This is a genomic window from Streptosporangium vulgare (assembly GCF_042428775.1).
GTDB lineage: Bacteria > Actinomycetota > Actinomycetes > Streptosporangiales > Streptosporangiaceae > Streptosporangium > Streptosporangium vulgare.
This window is the reverse complement of the sequence record NZ_JBHMBS010000005.1, coordinates 104572-118817: the sequence shown is the minus strand read 5'-3', so window position 1 is coordinate 118817 and position 14246 is coordinate 104572. Positions and strand designations below refer to the sequence as shown.

Sequence of the window (14246 nt, the reverse complement as noted above, 5' to 3'; positions counted from 1 at the left end):
GGGCGGCGCCCCTGGGCGCATGGGCGGGGAGCCACCGGGTAACAGCAGCGCATGCTCGATCTCCTACCGGAGGAGACCCTCCGGCAGCTCGTCAACCTGCTGGTCCGCCTCGTCGAGGCGGCCGGGGCCGCCGTCATCTTCGTCGGCGCCGCGATCGCGTTCGTGCGGTTCGTGCTGGTGGCCGCACGGCGGCACGACGACGGGTTCATCACGGTGCGGCTGTTCCTGGGACGGTTCCTCGCCCTCGGCCTGGAGTTCCAGCTGGCCAGCGACGTGCTGCGTACGGCCATCGCGCCGAGTTTCACGCAGATCGGGCAGCTCGCGGCGATCGCGGCCATCCGCACCGCGCTGAACTTCTTCCTGAACCGGGAGATCGAGCGGGAGGGGCGCACGGTGAACGACGCCCGCGAACGCGGCTCGCAGGTCGCCCCGGACGGGCACGGCGGGCCGGACGACCCTGGCGGGCGCGTCCTTCCCGGTGCGGGGAATGGCTGACCTCGTCCGGATCCTCGTTCCCCTGATCGTCGTCATGGGGCTGGTCGCCGCGCTCGCCGTGCTGCTCTCCGGTGGCGGTTCCGGCGGCGCGCTCGCGGTGCTGCTCGACTTCCTCCTCGCGGCCGGGCTCCTGCGGCTCTCCCAGGCCCAGACCTGGGCGGCGATCGCCACGGCGGCGCTCACGGTGGTGGTCCGCAAGCTCGCCGTCGCCGGGTTCTCCGCGCACCCGGCGGGACGACGCCCGCCCGGCCGCCGTCCCGCCGCCCCCACCCCGAGCGGGCGGGATCAGGGTCGTACGAGATAGTCGTGCAGGCGGCGGCACTGGCGGCCGAACTCCGAGGAGGAGCGGCGCGACGGCGGGGCGAGCCCGGGGATCTCCCCGCGCGCCCCCGCCCACCGGGCCACCTCGACGCCCAGGGTGACGAGATCGGTCGCGCCCGAGCGCGGACGCTCCCCCTTCCCCGGCAGCACGTGCGGCAGCGCCGCCCGGATCACCTCCCAGACCTCCCGGTGGGCGCCCTGCCCGGCCGCCTGTCCGAGCCCGGCCACCGCGTGCGGCAGCTTCACCTCGCCCCGGTTCGTGAGCAGGGCGAGCTGCCCGCCGAGCGCCTCCGACGGCAGGTCTCCCCGCGCCGCCATCCGCAGCACCAGCCGCACCCCGTGGTCCGGGTCCCGCTGGGCCAGGAAGAAGGCGAGCAGCAGCGCGGTGGGCTCGCCGACCGGCCCGTCGCAGGCGGCGAGCGCCTCGACGTGGGCAGGCCGGACCTCGGGCCGATACCAGGAGTGGAGCAGGTGCGGGACATAGGAGGCGGCGACCACGTCGCGGTGCGAGGGCAGGACGGAGGGCCACCAGTCCATGTGACGGCCGTGCTCGTCCCAGTTGCGGTGCGGCACCTCGCCGAGCAGCTCGTCGACGAGGGAGAGGCCGGTCGGCTCGGCCCGCACCCAGGGGACCGGGCGCAGGTCGGCGCCGGGGGGCGGTTCGTGCTCGTCGGTGTGGCGTGAGTTCCCGTTGTCGGTGAACCTCCAGCGGACGCGCGTCTCCGGCTCGACCGGCCCCTCCGCCAGCCATCGCGCCGCCCGGCGCCCGGCCTCGGAGGTGAGCCGCCCGGCTCGGGCGGCCGTCTCGGGATCGGTGGTTCCCGGCAACCGCAGCAGCGCCTGCTGGAAGTCGGCGGGCAGCGGCTCGGCCCCGGCGGCCTCGACCGCCTCCAGGCGGGTGAGGAACGCGGCGGGGTCGAGGTGGCCGGTGGCGCGGGTCGGCGTCGCGAGCAGGACCGGCGGCAGGGTGCCCGTCCTGAGCGCGGCGAGCACCTCCGCGCACCGCCGGAGCACGAACCGGTGCGGCACGGAGACGTCGTGCTCGCCGGGGAGCCGATCGGGCCCGATCTCCTCGGGAGCGTGATGTCTCCGTGCGACCTCGTCGTGGGAAACTCGGTGCTCGGCGACACCGTCCTGGGAAACTCGGTGCCCGGCGCCGCCGCCGTAGGGAACGCGGTGCCCGGTGGCACCGTCGTGGCCGGACCACCCGAAGGAGCCCGTTTCTCCCGTCTCGCTGGGATCCCCCGTCTCCAGGGTCGTCACGGTCTCCCCGCCCTCGCCCGGATCCGCGGGCCGGCTCCAGATCCGGATCGACGAGTAGACGTCTTCGAACCCGGCGGCGTCGGACCTGATGCCCGGCGGCATGCCCCGGGAAAGACCGCGTCCCTCCCCAGGCCCGGTCACCCTGCCGTCGCCGTCGCCTCCGGTGAGGAACCGCATGACGTAGTCGCGCGCCCCGGCGAGAAAGCCGCCGAAGGACAGCTCTCCGCCCTCCCTCTCCCGCGCGCCGGTCATGACGCTCCCGAAGACCCATCCCTCCGAGACCTCCGGGGCCTCGCGGGCCGCCGGTCCGGGGTCGGCGCCCGGGGAGACGAGTTCCGCGGCGATCGCGGTGAGCCACTCATGGGGCGCGTACCAGTTCTCACACCGGTAGAGGTCGTGGATCTCGTGGACGCTCCCGGTGAGCGCGGCGCGCAGCTCCTCGCGGTCCTCCGCCGCGAACCTGACGAAGCCCGCGAGCCACCGCTCGGTCTCCCGCCAGTCGTGGGACGAGCGTGGGCGGACCAGCTCGGCGACCGTGCCCGGCGGGACGGGGAAGGCCCCCACGGGATCGGGCGGGGTGAGCGGCGGCGGGACGAGGACCTCCGGCTCCCACCCGGGCCCCGCCTCCCCTCCGACCGTCCCGGCCAGGAGCCCTCCCAGGTCCGGCGGGAGCGCGCCCAGCGCCGCGCGCAGCGTCTCCGCGCCGAGCGGGGTGAGGTGCGCCGCGTGCCTGACCGCGAGACGCGCGGCGCGTTCCTGCACGGCGTACGCCTCGTGGCCGAACGCGGACGCGAGGGCCGGGGCCAGTTCGTCGGCCCGTTCCGGCGACCGCCGCAGGGTCTGGTCGAGCCATGTCAGTCCGGTACGCACCAGCCCGACCTCGGCGCGAAACAGCAGGCCCTCCAGCGCCTCGGTGACGTCGGCCGGGTCGAGGCGGTCGAGGCGGCGCAGGTGCCTGAGCGCCAGCTCCGCGACCGGTCCCGGCGCGGCCGGCAGCAGGCGCAGGTAGTCGCGGGCGCGGGCCTCCACCTCCGCGGGCGCGGGTTCGAGCAGCTCGTGGAGGCGGACGAAGAACCGCAGGTCGGTGGCGTCCCCTCCGCGCAGGAACCGGCTGACGCAGCCGTTCACGAGCGTCTCGCGGCTCACTCGCCCCTCACCGCTCAGCACGGTCAGGGCTCTGAGCCAGGACCCGGCGCGCGGCGGGTCGCTCCGCTCCTCGCGCAGGGCGCGGCCCACACCCTGCGCCTCGAAGATCCTCGGCAGCAGGGTGTCGAGGAGCGGGTCCCGGCGGAGCCCGCCCACGCTGGGCGGCGTGGCGAGCCAGCCCAGCACGAGCGGGTCGTGCTCGGGCGGGGTCACGCCGGTACCGCGGAGCAGGGCCAGCACCAGCGGCAGCCCCGGCGAGGTCGAGGTGCGGATCCGGAGCACGAGCCGGTTGACCAGGTCGGCCCGCCACCCGGGCTCCCGCGCGGAGATCACCCGGATGAGGGCGTCGGTGTCGCCCGGCGTCTCCCAGGGGGAGATCGCGAGTTCGCGGCGGTTCAGCCAGGTGGCCGCGGCGGCGGCGCCGCCGAGCGAGCCCGCACCCGCCACCCGCAGGTGCTCGGCCCGTCCGCCCCGCCTTCTCCACGGGTCGAAGGTCCCCGCCTCGCGACGCGCCGGCCTGAGATATCCGGGCAGCTCCCTGGCGACCTCCCTGCGCTCCGCGTCGTCGAGCTCCACCATCCGGGCCGCGAGCTCGTCGAGGCCGCCGTTCTCGACGAGGTTCCGGACCTCGTCCCAGACCGTCATCGGGAGTCCTCCCGGGCGAGGGGGGCCGGTGCCGCCGGGGAGTCGGCGGTGCCGGAGGCCATCCGGGCGGCGAGCACGTGCTTGCAGGGGCCGCGCGAGCCCCGGTGGTCGTACCACCACGGGCAGGTGCACGCCCCCTCCGTCATCCGCACCAGACGGACGCCGCCGCCGGTGGTCACCTCGGCCGAGTCGGGGCCGGTGAGCCGTACGGCGCCCGAGGCGACCAGGGCGCGGGCGGAGCCGAGCCTGGGGTTGAGCGCCGCGACGTGGTCGCGGTCGTAGGGCAGCTCGCGGTGGAAGTGCGCGGCCTCGAAGAGGTCGTAGCCGACCCGGCCCGCCGTGCCGAGCTGGGTGAGCGAGGCCCGGACCCGCTCCGGCGCGAGCCCGGAGCGCTCGGCGAGCACGCCCAGCTCCAGGGTGGGCTCGAAGTCGAGCAGGATGCCGACCAGGTCGGCGTCGCCGGCCACCAGGTCCGAGGAGAGATCGTCCAGGACGGCGCCCTCCCCGGAGAAGCCGCGCCAGGCCTGCGGGGACAGCACCAGCGTGTAGCGCATGCCCGGCAGTTCCAGCTCCCAGGCGCTCGATCCCGAGCCGTCCGCCGGCCCATATACGCGCAGAGCCTTGGCGAAGCGCAGCAACGGCGTCATCGTCGCCAGCCTGCCGACTCCGGCGAGGTGGACCCCGCCCGGTACGGCCCGCTCCGAGAGCCGCAGCTCCCTGCCCGCGGGGACCGCCCACACCTCGGCCGCCGCCCGCTTCGGCAGGCCGCGCAGGAACCTGACGGCCTGCGGCCCGGCGAGCTCGGCGCGCAGGTCGAACCCGGAGGCGATCACCTGGACCTCCGCGAAACCGCGCAGCCACCGGTCGGGCAGCGGCACCTTCTTCTCCACGACCGCGCCGTCCAGGGTGGTCACGGTGAGCTCGTCGGGACCGACCCCGACGTGCAGCGGGTCACGTCCGCCGACCCTGGCCAGCGCCTCGCGCAGCGGGTTGTTGACGTCCACGTTGGTGGTGCCCCGGTCGAAGACCTCACCGTCGAGGGCGGGGCCCAGCACGTCCAGCCGGGCGTAGACGCCGCCGCAGGCGGAGAACGACTCGAACCTGAGGCGGTCGCCGCCGCAGGTCACGACCGGATCGCGGGTGAACCCCGGCTGCGGCCGGTGGTAGCGGGCCAGCGCCACGTCGGCGACCGCGAGCAGGCCGGACGCGGCGGGCGCGGCCTGGGTGAGCAGCCCGCTGAAGAACCGGGGGTGGTCGAGAAAGCCCGTCGTGGTCCGGCCTCCGGACGTCGACAGTCCCAGGTGTCCGTCGGAGAGCGTGGAGGGACCGGCGTAGGAGTAAGCCTGCACTGCACTTGTCATGGGCCGGACGGTAGAGATCACGACCGACAAATCCGATCACGACCGCGCGGCCGGTGTACGACCACCGGCCGGGGAGCCGTGGAGCCGGGGAGCCGTGGAGCCGGGGAGCTGGGGAGGCACGGGGGCTTGGAGGCACGGGGGCTTGGAGGCACGAGGGCACAGGGGCGTGGAAGCGTGGGGGCGCGGAGCCGTGGGGGCACAGGGGTGTGGGGGTGCCGGAGCCGTGGGGGCGCCGGATCCGGTCAATGTCCCTATCCGATCCCCCGGCCGGCTCGCGAACAATTCGGGGAACGCGGGTTGATTGACCCGGACGGACGATGGAACGGGCCAATGACCGTCAAGGGCCAAACGACGCCCGCCGCCCACGCTCCCCCACAATGCGAGACGCCCGGAATCAGACGTTCCGCAAGGCGAGTCTTGCCTTACCTCAGAGTGTCGAGACCGCACCCCAATGTGATCGGCCGCGCGCCTCCGAGGCGCCTTCGAAGACGCCCGGCACCGGACTCCGGCAAACCCGTGGACCGACGGCACGCATTCCGGACGCGGGTAAGTCATTTGTCCGTCAGAATCCCGGAACGCGTTCGGTTACGGACATCTGGCGCGCGTGAATTGTCACCGAGCGCCCGGGGCCGCGCCCGCGGGACCTCCCCTCCCCGCCTCCCCGGGACCCGGCCCGTCCTCCCGTTCCCTCCTCCCGGCCTCGGCCCTGCAGATACCGTGAACAGCAAAAACGGACCGAAGGACGCACCCGGCGGCCGGGCGGGACGGCGGCGGGATGCCACCGCGTCCGGTGCGGCGGCGCCCGGGAAACGAACGGCAGTGGAACGACGGACCGGAGTGGCCCCAAGTGGCGGAAGTCGATTTTTTCCGGGCGTCGATGCCGGAAACCACCCGGAGGTCATGAAACTCCAAAGCGCTCCGGCCCCCCTTCCGGAAAACCCTCCGAGGGCAACCGACAGATCTCGGCATACAAGGCGCCGGGGAACCCCGGCGCCACCGCCGTTTTTAATCCCTCGTGAGCGGGAAGCATTTCCCAATGACGTGGAGACGTCGGAGTTCGGCCTTGAGTAATTAACCGAAGGACGGATCTCCGACGGGCAGGGGTTTCCCAAGCGCGACGGCGAAAGGAGGGGCTAGAGTTTCGCGCGCGGGGAAGAGACGCGGGAACCATCGTCGGCCGGTTCACGACCGCACGCTCCGGCGCCGAGATTAAGGAGTCACACAATGGCACGTCAGCAAGTCGTCACGTTCACCGACGACATCACCGGCAAGAAGGCGGACGAGACCGTCTCGTTCGGCCTGGACGGCACCGCCTACGAGATCGACCTGAGCTCGAAGAACGCCACGAAACTTCGCGAGGCCCTCAAACCGTTCCAGTCCGCGGCCCGCAAGGCGAGCACCTCGTCAGGCCGTAAGGGCAGAGGGAAAGGCTCCGGCGGCAGCCGTGAGCGGAGCGCGGAGATCCGGGCGTGGGCGAAGTCCCACGGGATCGAGGTGAGCGAGCGCGGGCGCATCGGAGGGAAGGTCGCCGAGGCGTTCGCCGCCGGCGACCCCAGCGTGGCCAAGGGCTCGGCCAAAAAGCCGGCGACCGCGCTCAGCGACTGAGACAAGCTCCCGGACCCTTGGAGGGGTAGCGGCGTCGCAGCCGGCCGGGAGTGCTCGGCACGACGACCCGAGGTGCTATTTCCAACCCGGAGGGGTATGCACCTCTGATTCAGGTTTTGGATCTTTTCTCCGGGGGCGTTCGTTGATGAGTGAGGTCGCGCAGATCTGCTCGGATCTGATTAGGTTCGACACCACCAACCCCGGCTCCGGTGAGCGTCCGGCGGCCGAGCACGTCGCCGCCCTGCTGTCCGAGGCCGGGATCGAGCCGGTGGTGTTCGAGTCGGCCAGCCGCAGGACCAGCGTGGTCGCCAGGATCCCCGGCGACTCGCCCGAGGCCCTGCTGATCCACGGCCACCTCGACGTGGTCCCCGCCCGGCCCTCCGACTGGCGGATCCACCCGTTCTCCGGCGAGATCTCCGGCGGATGCGTCTGGGGCCGGGGCGCGGTCGACATGAAGGGCACCCTCGCCATGACGCTCGCCCTGGTCCGCGACTGGGCCCGGCGCGGGGTGCGGCCGGACCGGGACGTCGTGCTGGCCTTCCTCGCCGACGAGGAGGCCACCGGCGAGTACGGCGCGCGCCACGCGGTGCGCCACCACCGCGAGCTGTTCGACGGCTGCACCGACGCGATCAGCGAGTCCGGCGGCTACAGCGTCGAGGCCCCGGGCGCGCGGATCTATCCGGTCGCGGTGGGCGAGCGCGGCACGGCCTGGATGCGGCTCACCGCGACCGGCGTCGCGGCGCACGGCTCCCGCCCGCCGGTGGACAACGCGGTGGCCGAGCTCTGCCACGCCATGTCCAGGATCGCCTCCCACCCCTGGCCGGTACGGCTGACGCCCGGCGTGGCGACACTGATCGAGAATCTGTCGGCCGTTCTCGGCGAGCGCATCGACCTCGACCGGCTGGAGGAGGAGGCGAGGCGGCTCGGCCGGATCGGCGACCTGTTCGGCGCGCAGATCCGCAACTCTGCGAACCCGACGATGCTCCAGGCGGGCTACAAGGTCAACGTGGTCCCCGGCACCGCCGAGGGCCACGTGGACGGGCGGTTCCTGCCGGGATACCGGGAGGAGTTCCTGGAGACGATCGACCGCCTGCTCGGCCCCCGGGTGACCCGGGAGTTCGTCAACCTCGAGGACGCCCCCTCCGCCCCGATGGACTCGCCGTTCTTCGACCGGCTCGGCGCCGCCCTGGTGGCCGAGGACCCGGCGGCGCGGCCGGTGCCGTACGTGATGTCGGGCGGCACGGACGCGAAGTCCTTCGCGGGGCTCGGCATCAGGGGCTACGGCTTCGCCCCGCTGATGCTCACCCCGGACCTCGACTACTTCGGCATGTTCCACGGCGTGGACGAGCGCGTCCCCGTCGAGGGCCTGGAGTTCGGTGTCCGCGTCCTGAACCGTCTCCTCACCACCCGAGACTCCGGGGATCTTCGAGGCGCTGAGGCCCCGGCGTCCTGAGGCCCCGGCGTCCTGAGATCCCGAGGCCCCGGGCCCCTGAGGCGCCGCCCCCTGAAGCCGTGAAGCCCCCGAGGCCACGAAACCATGAGGCACTGAGCCCTGAGCCCTCGAAGCCCCGAGCCCCCGAACGGCACACGGAGAACCCGCCCGCCCCCGGGCCCCGGCGACGACCCCGGTGACCTTCACCACTCCCGCCCCTGCCCTCACCCCACGAAAGCGGGGCAGTCTCCATCACAATCGGGCCCTGCCGGGGACTTCCGGATACATGCCGGACACGGCTCGCTTGAAACTGGGGCATCATGACTCACGTGCCGATTCTCATGTACCCCTCGCTGACCGGCAGGTCTCGTGACGAGACGCGAACACCGGTGACGCGCCCTCCGGTGCCCGCCGGCGGGGCCACCGATTCGTCCCGCCCGAGCGATCCGCGGCACCCCCGCACCGCCTCCGGGAACACCGCCTGCGGGAGCACCGTCTCCGGGAACGGCGTCTCAGGGAACGGCACGGACCGGGAGCACCGGGGTGAGTGAGCACGACACCGGGCGGGGCCGGCACGCCAGGCCCGGTGACGGCGTCCACGTGCCGGGCACCCGGCCGGAGGGCCCCGAGCCGCCGGCGAACGCGTTCACCGGTCTCCGTACAGCGGGCGGCAAGGTCGATGCAAGCGGTCCGGCCGACGATGACGGCGTGACGCGCGACGGGAGCGACCAGGCGGCGGGCCGGGCGGCGACCGAGGAGCGCGGGGCCGGTCTGATGGACCGCCTGCGCAAGGACCTGAGGAACCCCCTGTTCCTGCAAGGGTACGCGCTGATGATCAACACGGGGATCACCGCCGTGCTGGGCCTCGGCTACTGGTTCCTCGCGACGCACCTCTACACCGCCGCCGCGTTCGGCGAGGGCCAGGCCCAGATCAGCGCGATGCGGCTGTTCTCCTCCCTGACCGGGCTCGCCTTCGCGGGCGCCCTGGCCAGGTTCATCCCGGTGGCCGGGCGCCGCACCGCCGAGTTCGTCCTGCGCGGCTACGCGATCGCCGGGGCCGCCGGTCTGGTGGCGGCGCTGGGGTTCCTGCTCACGTTGCCGATCTGGGGGGAGGTCTACGCCGACCTCGGCGGGATCGGCCCGGGGCTGTTCTTCCTCGCCTCGGTGCTCGTGTGGACCATCTTCACCCTCCAGGACGTGACGCTGGCCGGGCTGCGCAACGCCGTCTGGGTGCCGGTCAACAGCCTGGCGTTCGGCCTGGTCAAGATGGGCCTGCTCGTCGCGCTGGCGTACGCGCTGCCGCAGGGCGGCGTCTTCGGCGGGATCTTCGTCTCGTGGATCGTGCCGACGGCCATCGCGCTGATCCCGATCAGCTGGCTCATCTTCGGCGTGATCATCCCCAAGCACGTCAAGAACACCGAGGTGAGCGCCGCGAACCCGCCGCGCCTGCGCGAGGTGGGCCGCTTCCTCGCCGGAGACTTCCCCGGCGCGTTCTCCATCCTGCTGATCCTCTATCTCGTCCCGGTCATCGTCGCGGGCTGGCTCGACGACGCGCCGACGTTCGGCTACTTCTCGATAGCCCACACGCTGGGCTCCATGGTCGGGCTGCTCGCGGCCAACATGGCGGTCTCGCTGACCGTCGAGGGGTCCTTCAACGCCGCCCAGCTGGCGCAGAGCGTGCGCAACGCGCTGCGGCGCACCTTCCTGATCGTCGGCCCGGTCATCGCGGTGGTCGTGATCGGCGCGCCGCTGATCCTGAGCGTGTTCGGCCCCGGCTTCGCCGAGGCGGGCTCGCCGCTGCTGCGCCTGATGGCGATCGCCGTGCTCCCCCAGACGGTGATCGAGATCTGCCTCAGCATGCTGCGCGCCCAGAGCGAGGCGCGCAAGCTCGCCCTCGTCCAGATCGGGATGGCCGTCCTGGTCCTCACCTCGATCGCGCTGCTCTTCCCCCACTTCGGGATCGCCGCGGTGGGCTACGCCATGCTCGGCAGCCAGCTCCTGGTGGCACTGCTGATCTTCCCGAACATGCGCAGGGTGATGAACCATGGCAAAACATCCCAGGTGGGCACGGGTTAAGCCGACACGCGGGTCCCGGTTTGCGGTCTTAATGTCGTACGTGATAGACGGTCTCCAGTGACTCCTGAGCACATTGTGGCGAAGCGGACACATCGCCTCTGCCTTCCGTTGCCTTCCAACCGCCTGGGCCTGTATCTGGCCCTGCGGCACTGGTGTCGTCCCGGCCAGCGGCTGCTGATGTCACCCCTGTCGGCGGACGAGATCCTCTTCCTCGTGCTCGCGGCAGGGCTGCGCCCGGTCATCGCCCCGCTCTCCCTCGACGACGGCAACATCGACGTCGACCGCGTCGACCTCGACACCGTCGACGCGGTGCTCACCACCAACCTGTACGGCCTGCCCGACCGGGTCGCCGCGTTCGGCGGCAAGATCCTGATCGAGGACGTCGCGCACGCCATCGAGACGAGCGTGCACGGCAGGCCGATCGGCACCTTCGGGGTGGCCGGCGTGTTCAGCCTGTCCAAGCACGCGGGGGCGGGCTCCGGCGGGGTGATCGCGGTCGAGCACCTCTCGGACCTGCGCGCCCTGGAGCGCGACCGCGACCGGCTGCTGCAGCCCGGCGCCTTCAGGAAAGAGATCCACAGCGTGCTCACCTCCGCGGGCCGGCACGCCGCGCTGCGCCTGAACATGGTCCGCCCGGCCCTGAGGGCGATGCGCGCGCTCGGCATGGAGGAGGAGCGCGACGGCTACCGCATCGCCCCGCGTCCCGCGGAGCTGCTCAGGGCGCTGGAGCACGCACCGCAGCAGCTGCCGGCGTTCGACTCCTGGGTCCAGGCCGACCTGCACGACTACCGGGCCAGGCGGGGCCACCTCTCGCGCTGGTACCAGTCGAGGCGCCTGCACGCGCTGCCCCGGCAGCGGTCGCGGCGGATCGCCGGTGTCTCGGCGCTGGCCGCGCTGCCCACCGTGGCGCCCGCCGTCCGCCGCCATCTGGACCAGCCGCTGTTCCGGGTCCCGCTGCTGGTCTACGGCCGCGACGGGGCCATCGCCGAGCTGGAGCGGCACGGGGTCGCCACCGGATACCTCTACGACCCGCCGTACGACGGCTACCTGCCGGAGTTCACCGACCCCTCCCCCGAGCCCGAGGTGGCGCGCTGGTGGGGCCGGCACGTGCTGCCGATCGACCCGCTGTACGCCCACCGCGCCCTGCCGGTCATCGAGCGGCTCATCCCCGCGGTTCCCCCGATGCCGCCGAGGGTTCCCCCGGGCCCGGCCTCCTTCGGCGTCGCGTAGCGAACCTGTCGCGTAGCTAAGCGAATAGGGCGATACATCGCTAGATTTGACTTATTGATTACCGGCTGGCGGTACGGGGGATCGCCTCCTGGTTCCGGGATGGTTTCCGCGTGCCGTGACGCAGCCCCTTCGCGCCCGCGCCGGCTGGATCCCGTCCTTCGCTCCGACGCCGGGACCAGGCTTCGAGAAAGGACCACAGCCTCGTGAACGGTAGGTTTTCGTACCCCGCTGGTCGTCCCCGTCCGGCGGGGGCCGGCGTATGAGAATCAGCGTCATCCGGCCCGCGGAGCTGGGCCCGGCCGAGATCGCGGCGTGGCGGAGGATGCAACGCTCCAGCCCGCACCTCGACAACCCCTTCCTCAGCCCGGACTTCACGATCGCGATGGGCGAGGTCAGCGCGGAAGCACGGGTGGCGGTGATCACGGAGTCGGACGGGCCCGTCGGGTTCTTCCCCTTCGAGCGGCACGGCGGCGGGGTGGGCGCCGCGCTGGGCTGGTGGGTCTCGCTCTCCCAGGGGGTCGTCCACCGGCCGGGCGCCGAGTTCGACTCCGACGCCCTGCTCAAGGCGTGCGGGCTGAGCGTGTGGGAGTTCGGCTGCATGGTCGACCGCCAGCCGTGGTTCCAGCCGTTCGAGACGCTCAGGCAGGAGGCCGTGGTCCTCGACTTCGGCGGCGGCTACTCCGCCTTCCTCGACGAGCTGCGCGAGCGCTCCCCGAAGTTCCTCAAGAGCACCCTGTACAAGGAGCGCAAGCTGGGCCGCGACGTGGGCGAGGTCACCGCCGAGTTCGCGGTGCGCGATCCCGCGCGGTTCCGGCTGCTGCGCGAGTGGAAGTCCGCCCAGTACCAGCGGATGGGCCGCCCCGACCGCTTCGGCAAGGCGTGGGTCGTTGAGCTCGTCGAGCGGCTGCACGCCGTCGACACCGACGACTTCGCCGGTCCGCTGTCGATGCTGTACGCCGGGGGCAGGCCCGTCGCGGGCCACTTCGGGCTGCGCACCGGCACGACGATGATCGGCTGGTTCCCCGCGTACGACCCCGAGTACGCCAAGTACTCCCCCGGCCTGATCCAGCACCTGCGCATGGTCGAGTCCGCCGCGAAGCTCGGGGTCACCTCCCTGGATCTGGGCATCAGCAACGGCTCGGAGTACAAGGACGCGCTGTGCAGCCGGACCGTTCCAGTCACCGAGGGCATCGTGCGCCGCCGGTCGGCGGGCGCGGCGGCGCACTGGCTGCGCACCGAGCCGGTCCGCCGGGTGCGGCGGTTCATCCTCGACAACCCCGCCCTGTACGGCGCCGCCGACAGGGCGATGAAGCGGTACGGTCGGCTGCGCACCCGGGGGAAGACCGGGTGAGCCGACCGAAGGAGGGTCCGATGAGCGGTCGCCCCGGCATCCCCGGCATTTCCGGCCGCGCGGACGGCCGTGCCGAGGGCCGTCCCGACGGTCGCGGCGACGGCCACGCCGACGGCCGCCGCGCGCTCGAGGCGGCCATGCGCGACCGGATCGGCCAGGACTGCCTCCACGTGCCGTCCGCCAGGTTCGGCCTGCTGCTCGCGCTGCGCCACTGGTTCAGGCGCGGCGACAGGGTGCTGATCTCGCCGACGAACTGCGAGACGGTGCTGTTCGTCGTGCTGGCCGCCGGGCTGGAGCCGGTGATGGCGCCGGTCTCCTGGCGCGACGGCAACATCGACGTCCCCGCCGTCGACTGGACCGGCCTCGCCGGTGTCGTCACCACGCACCTGTACGGTCAGCCCGACCGGGTGACCGAGCTGCGGGCCGAGTGCGACCGGCGCGGCGTGCTCCTTCTCGACGACGCGGCGCACGCCATGCAGACGATCGTGGACGGCCGCCCGGCGGGCACGTTCGGCACCGCCGGGGTGTTCAGCCTCGCCAAGCACGGGCGGGCGATGTCCGGCGGGTTCCTCACCGCGGAGGACCCGGCCGCGCTGCCCGAGCTGGCGCGGGCCAGGGACGAGCTGCTGCTCCCCGGCGGGGCGCGGGCCCAGCTGCTCGGCACGCTGCGGCCGGTGCTGCGCGAGACGATCTACCGCACCGGCCTGGTCAGGCCGATGTGGCACGCCCTCAAGGCGCTCGGGCTCGTGCGGTGGACCGGTCACCGCTGCCCGCCCCGCGAGGAGGAGCTGCGCGCGATCATCACCGCCGATCCGGTCGACCCGCGCGCGATGGACCACTGGCTGCGGATCGACCTCGACGACTGGCGGATGCGCCAGGGGCCGCTGCTGCGCGGCTACCACCGTTCCCGGTTCCGGGTGGTCGACCGCGAGCGGGAGCGCAGGGTGGCCGGGGTCGAGCTGCTGCGCACCCTGCCCTGGACCGCCGAGGGCGTCCGCGACGCGGCGCCACAGCCGCTGCTGCGGGTGCCCCTGCTGGTCGAGGACCGCGACGAGGTCGTCGCCCGGCTGGAGAGCAAGGGCGTGGTGCCCGGTTTCATCTACGATCCGCCGCTGGACGACTACCTGGACCTGGTCCCCCCGGGGCCGACCCCGGAGATCGCCCGCTGGTGGACCGGCCACGTCCTGCCCGTCGACCCGCTCCGCGCCGCCCGTATGGCCGCTCTGCTCGCCGAGCTGGACGTCCGCCCGGCCACGCGGCCTTCCACGGCGTCGCGGCGACCCGGCTGAGCGGCCGGGTGAGCACGCGGGCGCGCGCGGAC

Annotated in this window: 10 protein-coding genes; 8 read left to right on the top strand and 2 right to left on the bottom strand. The window is 73.0% G+C overall.

What is annotated here, in order from left to right; all coding sequences use genetic code 11:
- Positions 1 to 51: 51 nt before the first annotated feature.
- Positions 52 to 495: a DUF1622 domain-containing protein gene (locus ACFFRH_RS12590; RefSeq protein ID WP_344745156.1), complete on the top strand. Its 444-nt coding sequence runs from the start codon at positions 52 to 54 to the stop codon at positions 493 to 495.
- Positions 488 to 799, top strand: coding sequence for a hypothetical protein (locus ACFFRH_RS12585; protein ID WP_344745155.1), 312 nt, complete (start codon positions 488 to 490; stop codon positions 797 to 799). Before ACFFRH_RS12590 ends, ACFFRH_RS12585 begins: the two co-directional genes overlap by 8 nt.
- Here ACFFRH_RS12585 and ACFFRH_RS12580 read toward each other — a convergent pair.
- Positions 781 to 3870 (bottom strand): DUF6493 family protein, encoded by a 3090-nt coding sequence (locus tag ACFFRH_RS12580; protein WP_386156343.1) that lies wholly within the window; start codon positions 3868 to 3870, stop codon positions 781 to 783. The genes ACFFRH_RS12585 and ACFFRH_RS12580 overlap by 19 nt on opposite strands.
- Positions 3867 to 5231 carry an SWIM zinc finger family protein gene (locus ACFFRH_RS12575; RefSeq protein ID WP_386156341.1) on the bottom strand — a complete coding sequence of 455 codons (1365 nt, stop codon included), beginning with the start codon at positions 5229 to 5231 and terminating at the stop codon, positions 3867 to 3869. The genes ACFFRH_RS12580 and ACFFRH_RS12575 overlap by 4 nt, the downstream gene beginning before the upstream one ends.
- 1224 nt (positions 5232 to 6455) lie before the next feature.
- On the opposite strand from ACFFRH_RS12575, the gene ACFFRH_RS12570 reads away from it, so the two are divergent.
- The 6 genes from ACFFRH_RS12570 (at position 6456) to ACFFRH_RS12545 (ending at position 14214) form a co-directional block, all read left to right on the top strand.
- Positions 6456 to 6836 (top strand): histone-like nucleoid-structuring protein Lsr2, encoded by a 381-nt coding sequence (locus ACFFRH_RS12570; RefSeq protein ID WP_344745152.1) that lies wholly within the window; start codon positions 6456 to 6458, stop codon positions 6834 to 6836.
- A 145-nt stretch (positions 6837 to 6981) separates the two neighbouring features.
- Positions 6982 to 8289, top strand: coding sequence for a M20/M25/M40 family metallo-hydrolase (locus ACFFRH_RS12565; RefSeq protein WP_344745151.1), 1308 nt, complete (start codon positions 6982 to 6984; stop codon positions 8287 to 8289).
- 522 nt (positions 8290 to 8811) lie between these two features.
- Positions 8812 to 10344, top strand: coding sequence for a lipopolysaccharide biosynthesis protein (locus ACFFRH_RS12560; protein WP_344745150.1), 1533 nt, complete (start codon positions 8812 to 8814; stop codon positions 10342 to 10344).
- A 108-nt stretch (positions 10345 to 10452) separates the two neighbouring features.
- Positions 10453 to 11574 (top strand): DegT/DnrJ/EryC1/StrS family aminotransferase, encoded by a 1122-nt coding sequence (locus tag ACFFRH_RS12555; RefSeq protein ID WP_344745149.1) that lies wholly within the window; start codon positions 10453 to 10455, stop codon positions 11572 to 11574.
- A 259-nt stretch (positions 11575 to 11833) separates the two neighbouring features.
- Positions 11834 to 12925, top strand: coding sequence for a GNAT family N-acetyltransferase (locus ACFFRH_RS12550; protein ID WP_386156340.1), 1092 nt, complete (start codon positions 11834 to 11836; stop codon positions 12923 to 12925).
- 20 nt (positions 12926 to 12945) lie between these two features.
- Positions 12946 to 14214 carry a DegT/DnrJ/EryC1/StrS family aminotransferase gene (locus tag ACFFRH_RS12545; protein WP_344745146.1) on the top strand — a complete coding sequence of 423 codons (1269 nt, stop codon included), beginning with the start codon at positions 12946 to 12948 and terminating at the stop codon, positions 14212 to 14214.
- Positions 14215 to 14246: the final 32 nt, after the last annotated feature.

Coding starts and splice junctions, on each gene's coding strand:
- ACFFRH_RS12590 (WP_344745156.1), top strand. CDS start 52: ATGCTCGATCTCCTACCGGAGGAGACCCTCCGGCAGCTCGTCAACCTG.
- ACFFRH_RS12585 (WP_344745155.1), top strand. CDS start 488: ATGGCTGACCTCGTCCGGATCCTCGTTCCCCTGATCGTCGTCATGGGG.
- ACFFRH_RS12580 (WP_386156343.1), bottom strand. CDS start 3,870: ATGACGGTCTGGGACGAGGTCCGGAACCTCGTCGAGAACGGCGGCCTC.
- ACFFRH_RS12575 (WP_386156341.1), bottom strand. CDS start 5,231: ATGACAAGTGCAGTGCAGGCTTACTCCTACGCCGGTCCCTCCACGCTC.
- ACFFRH_RS12570 (WP_344745152.1), top strand. CDS start 6,456: ATGGCACGTCAGCAAGTCGTCACGTTCACCGACGACATCACCGGCAAG.
- ACFFRH_RS12565 (WP_344745151.1), top strand. CDS start 6,982: ATGAGTGAGGTCGCGCAGATCTGCTCGGATCTGATTAGGTTCGACACC.
- ACFFRH_RS12550 (WP_386156340.1), top strand. CDS start 11,834: ATGAGAATCAGCGTCATCCGGCCCGCGGAGCTGGGCCCGGCCGAGATC.
- ACFFRH_RS12545 (WP_344745146.1), top strand. CDS start 12,946: ATGAGCGGTCGCCCCGGCATCCCCGGCATTTCCGGCCGCGCGGACGGC.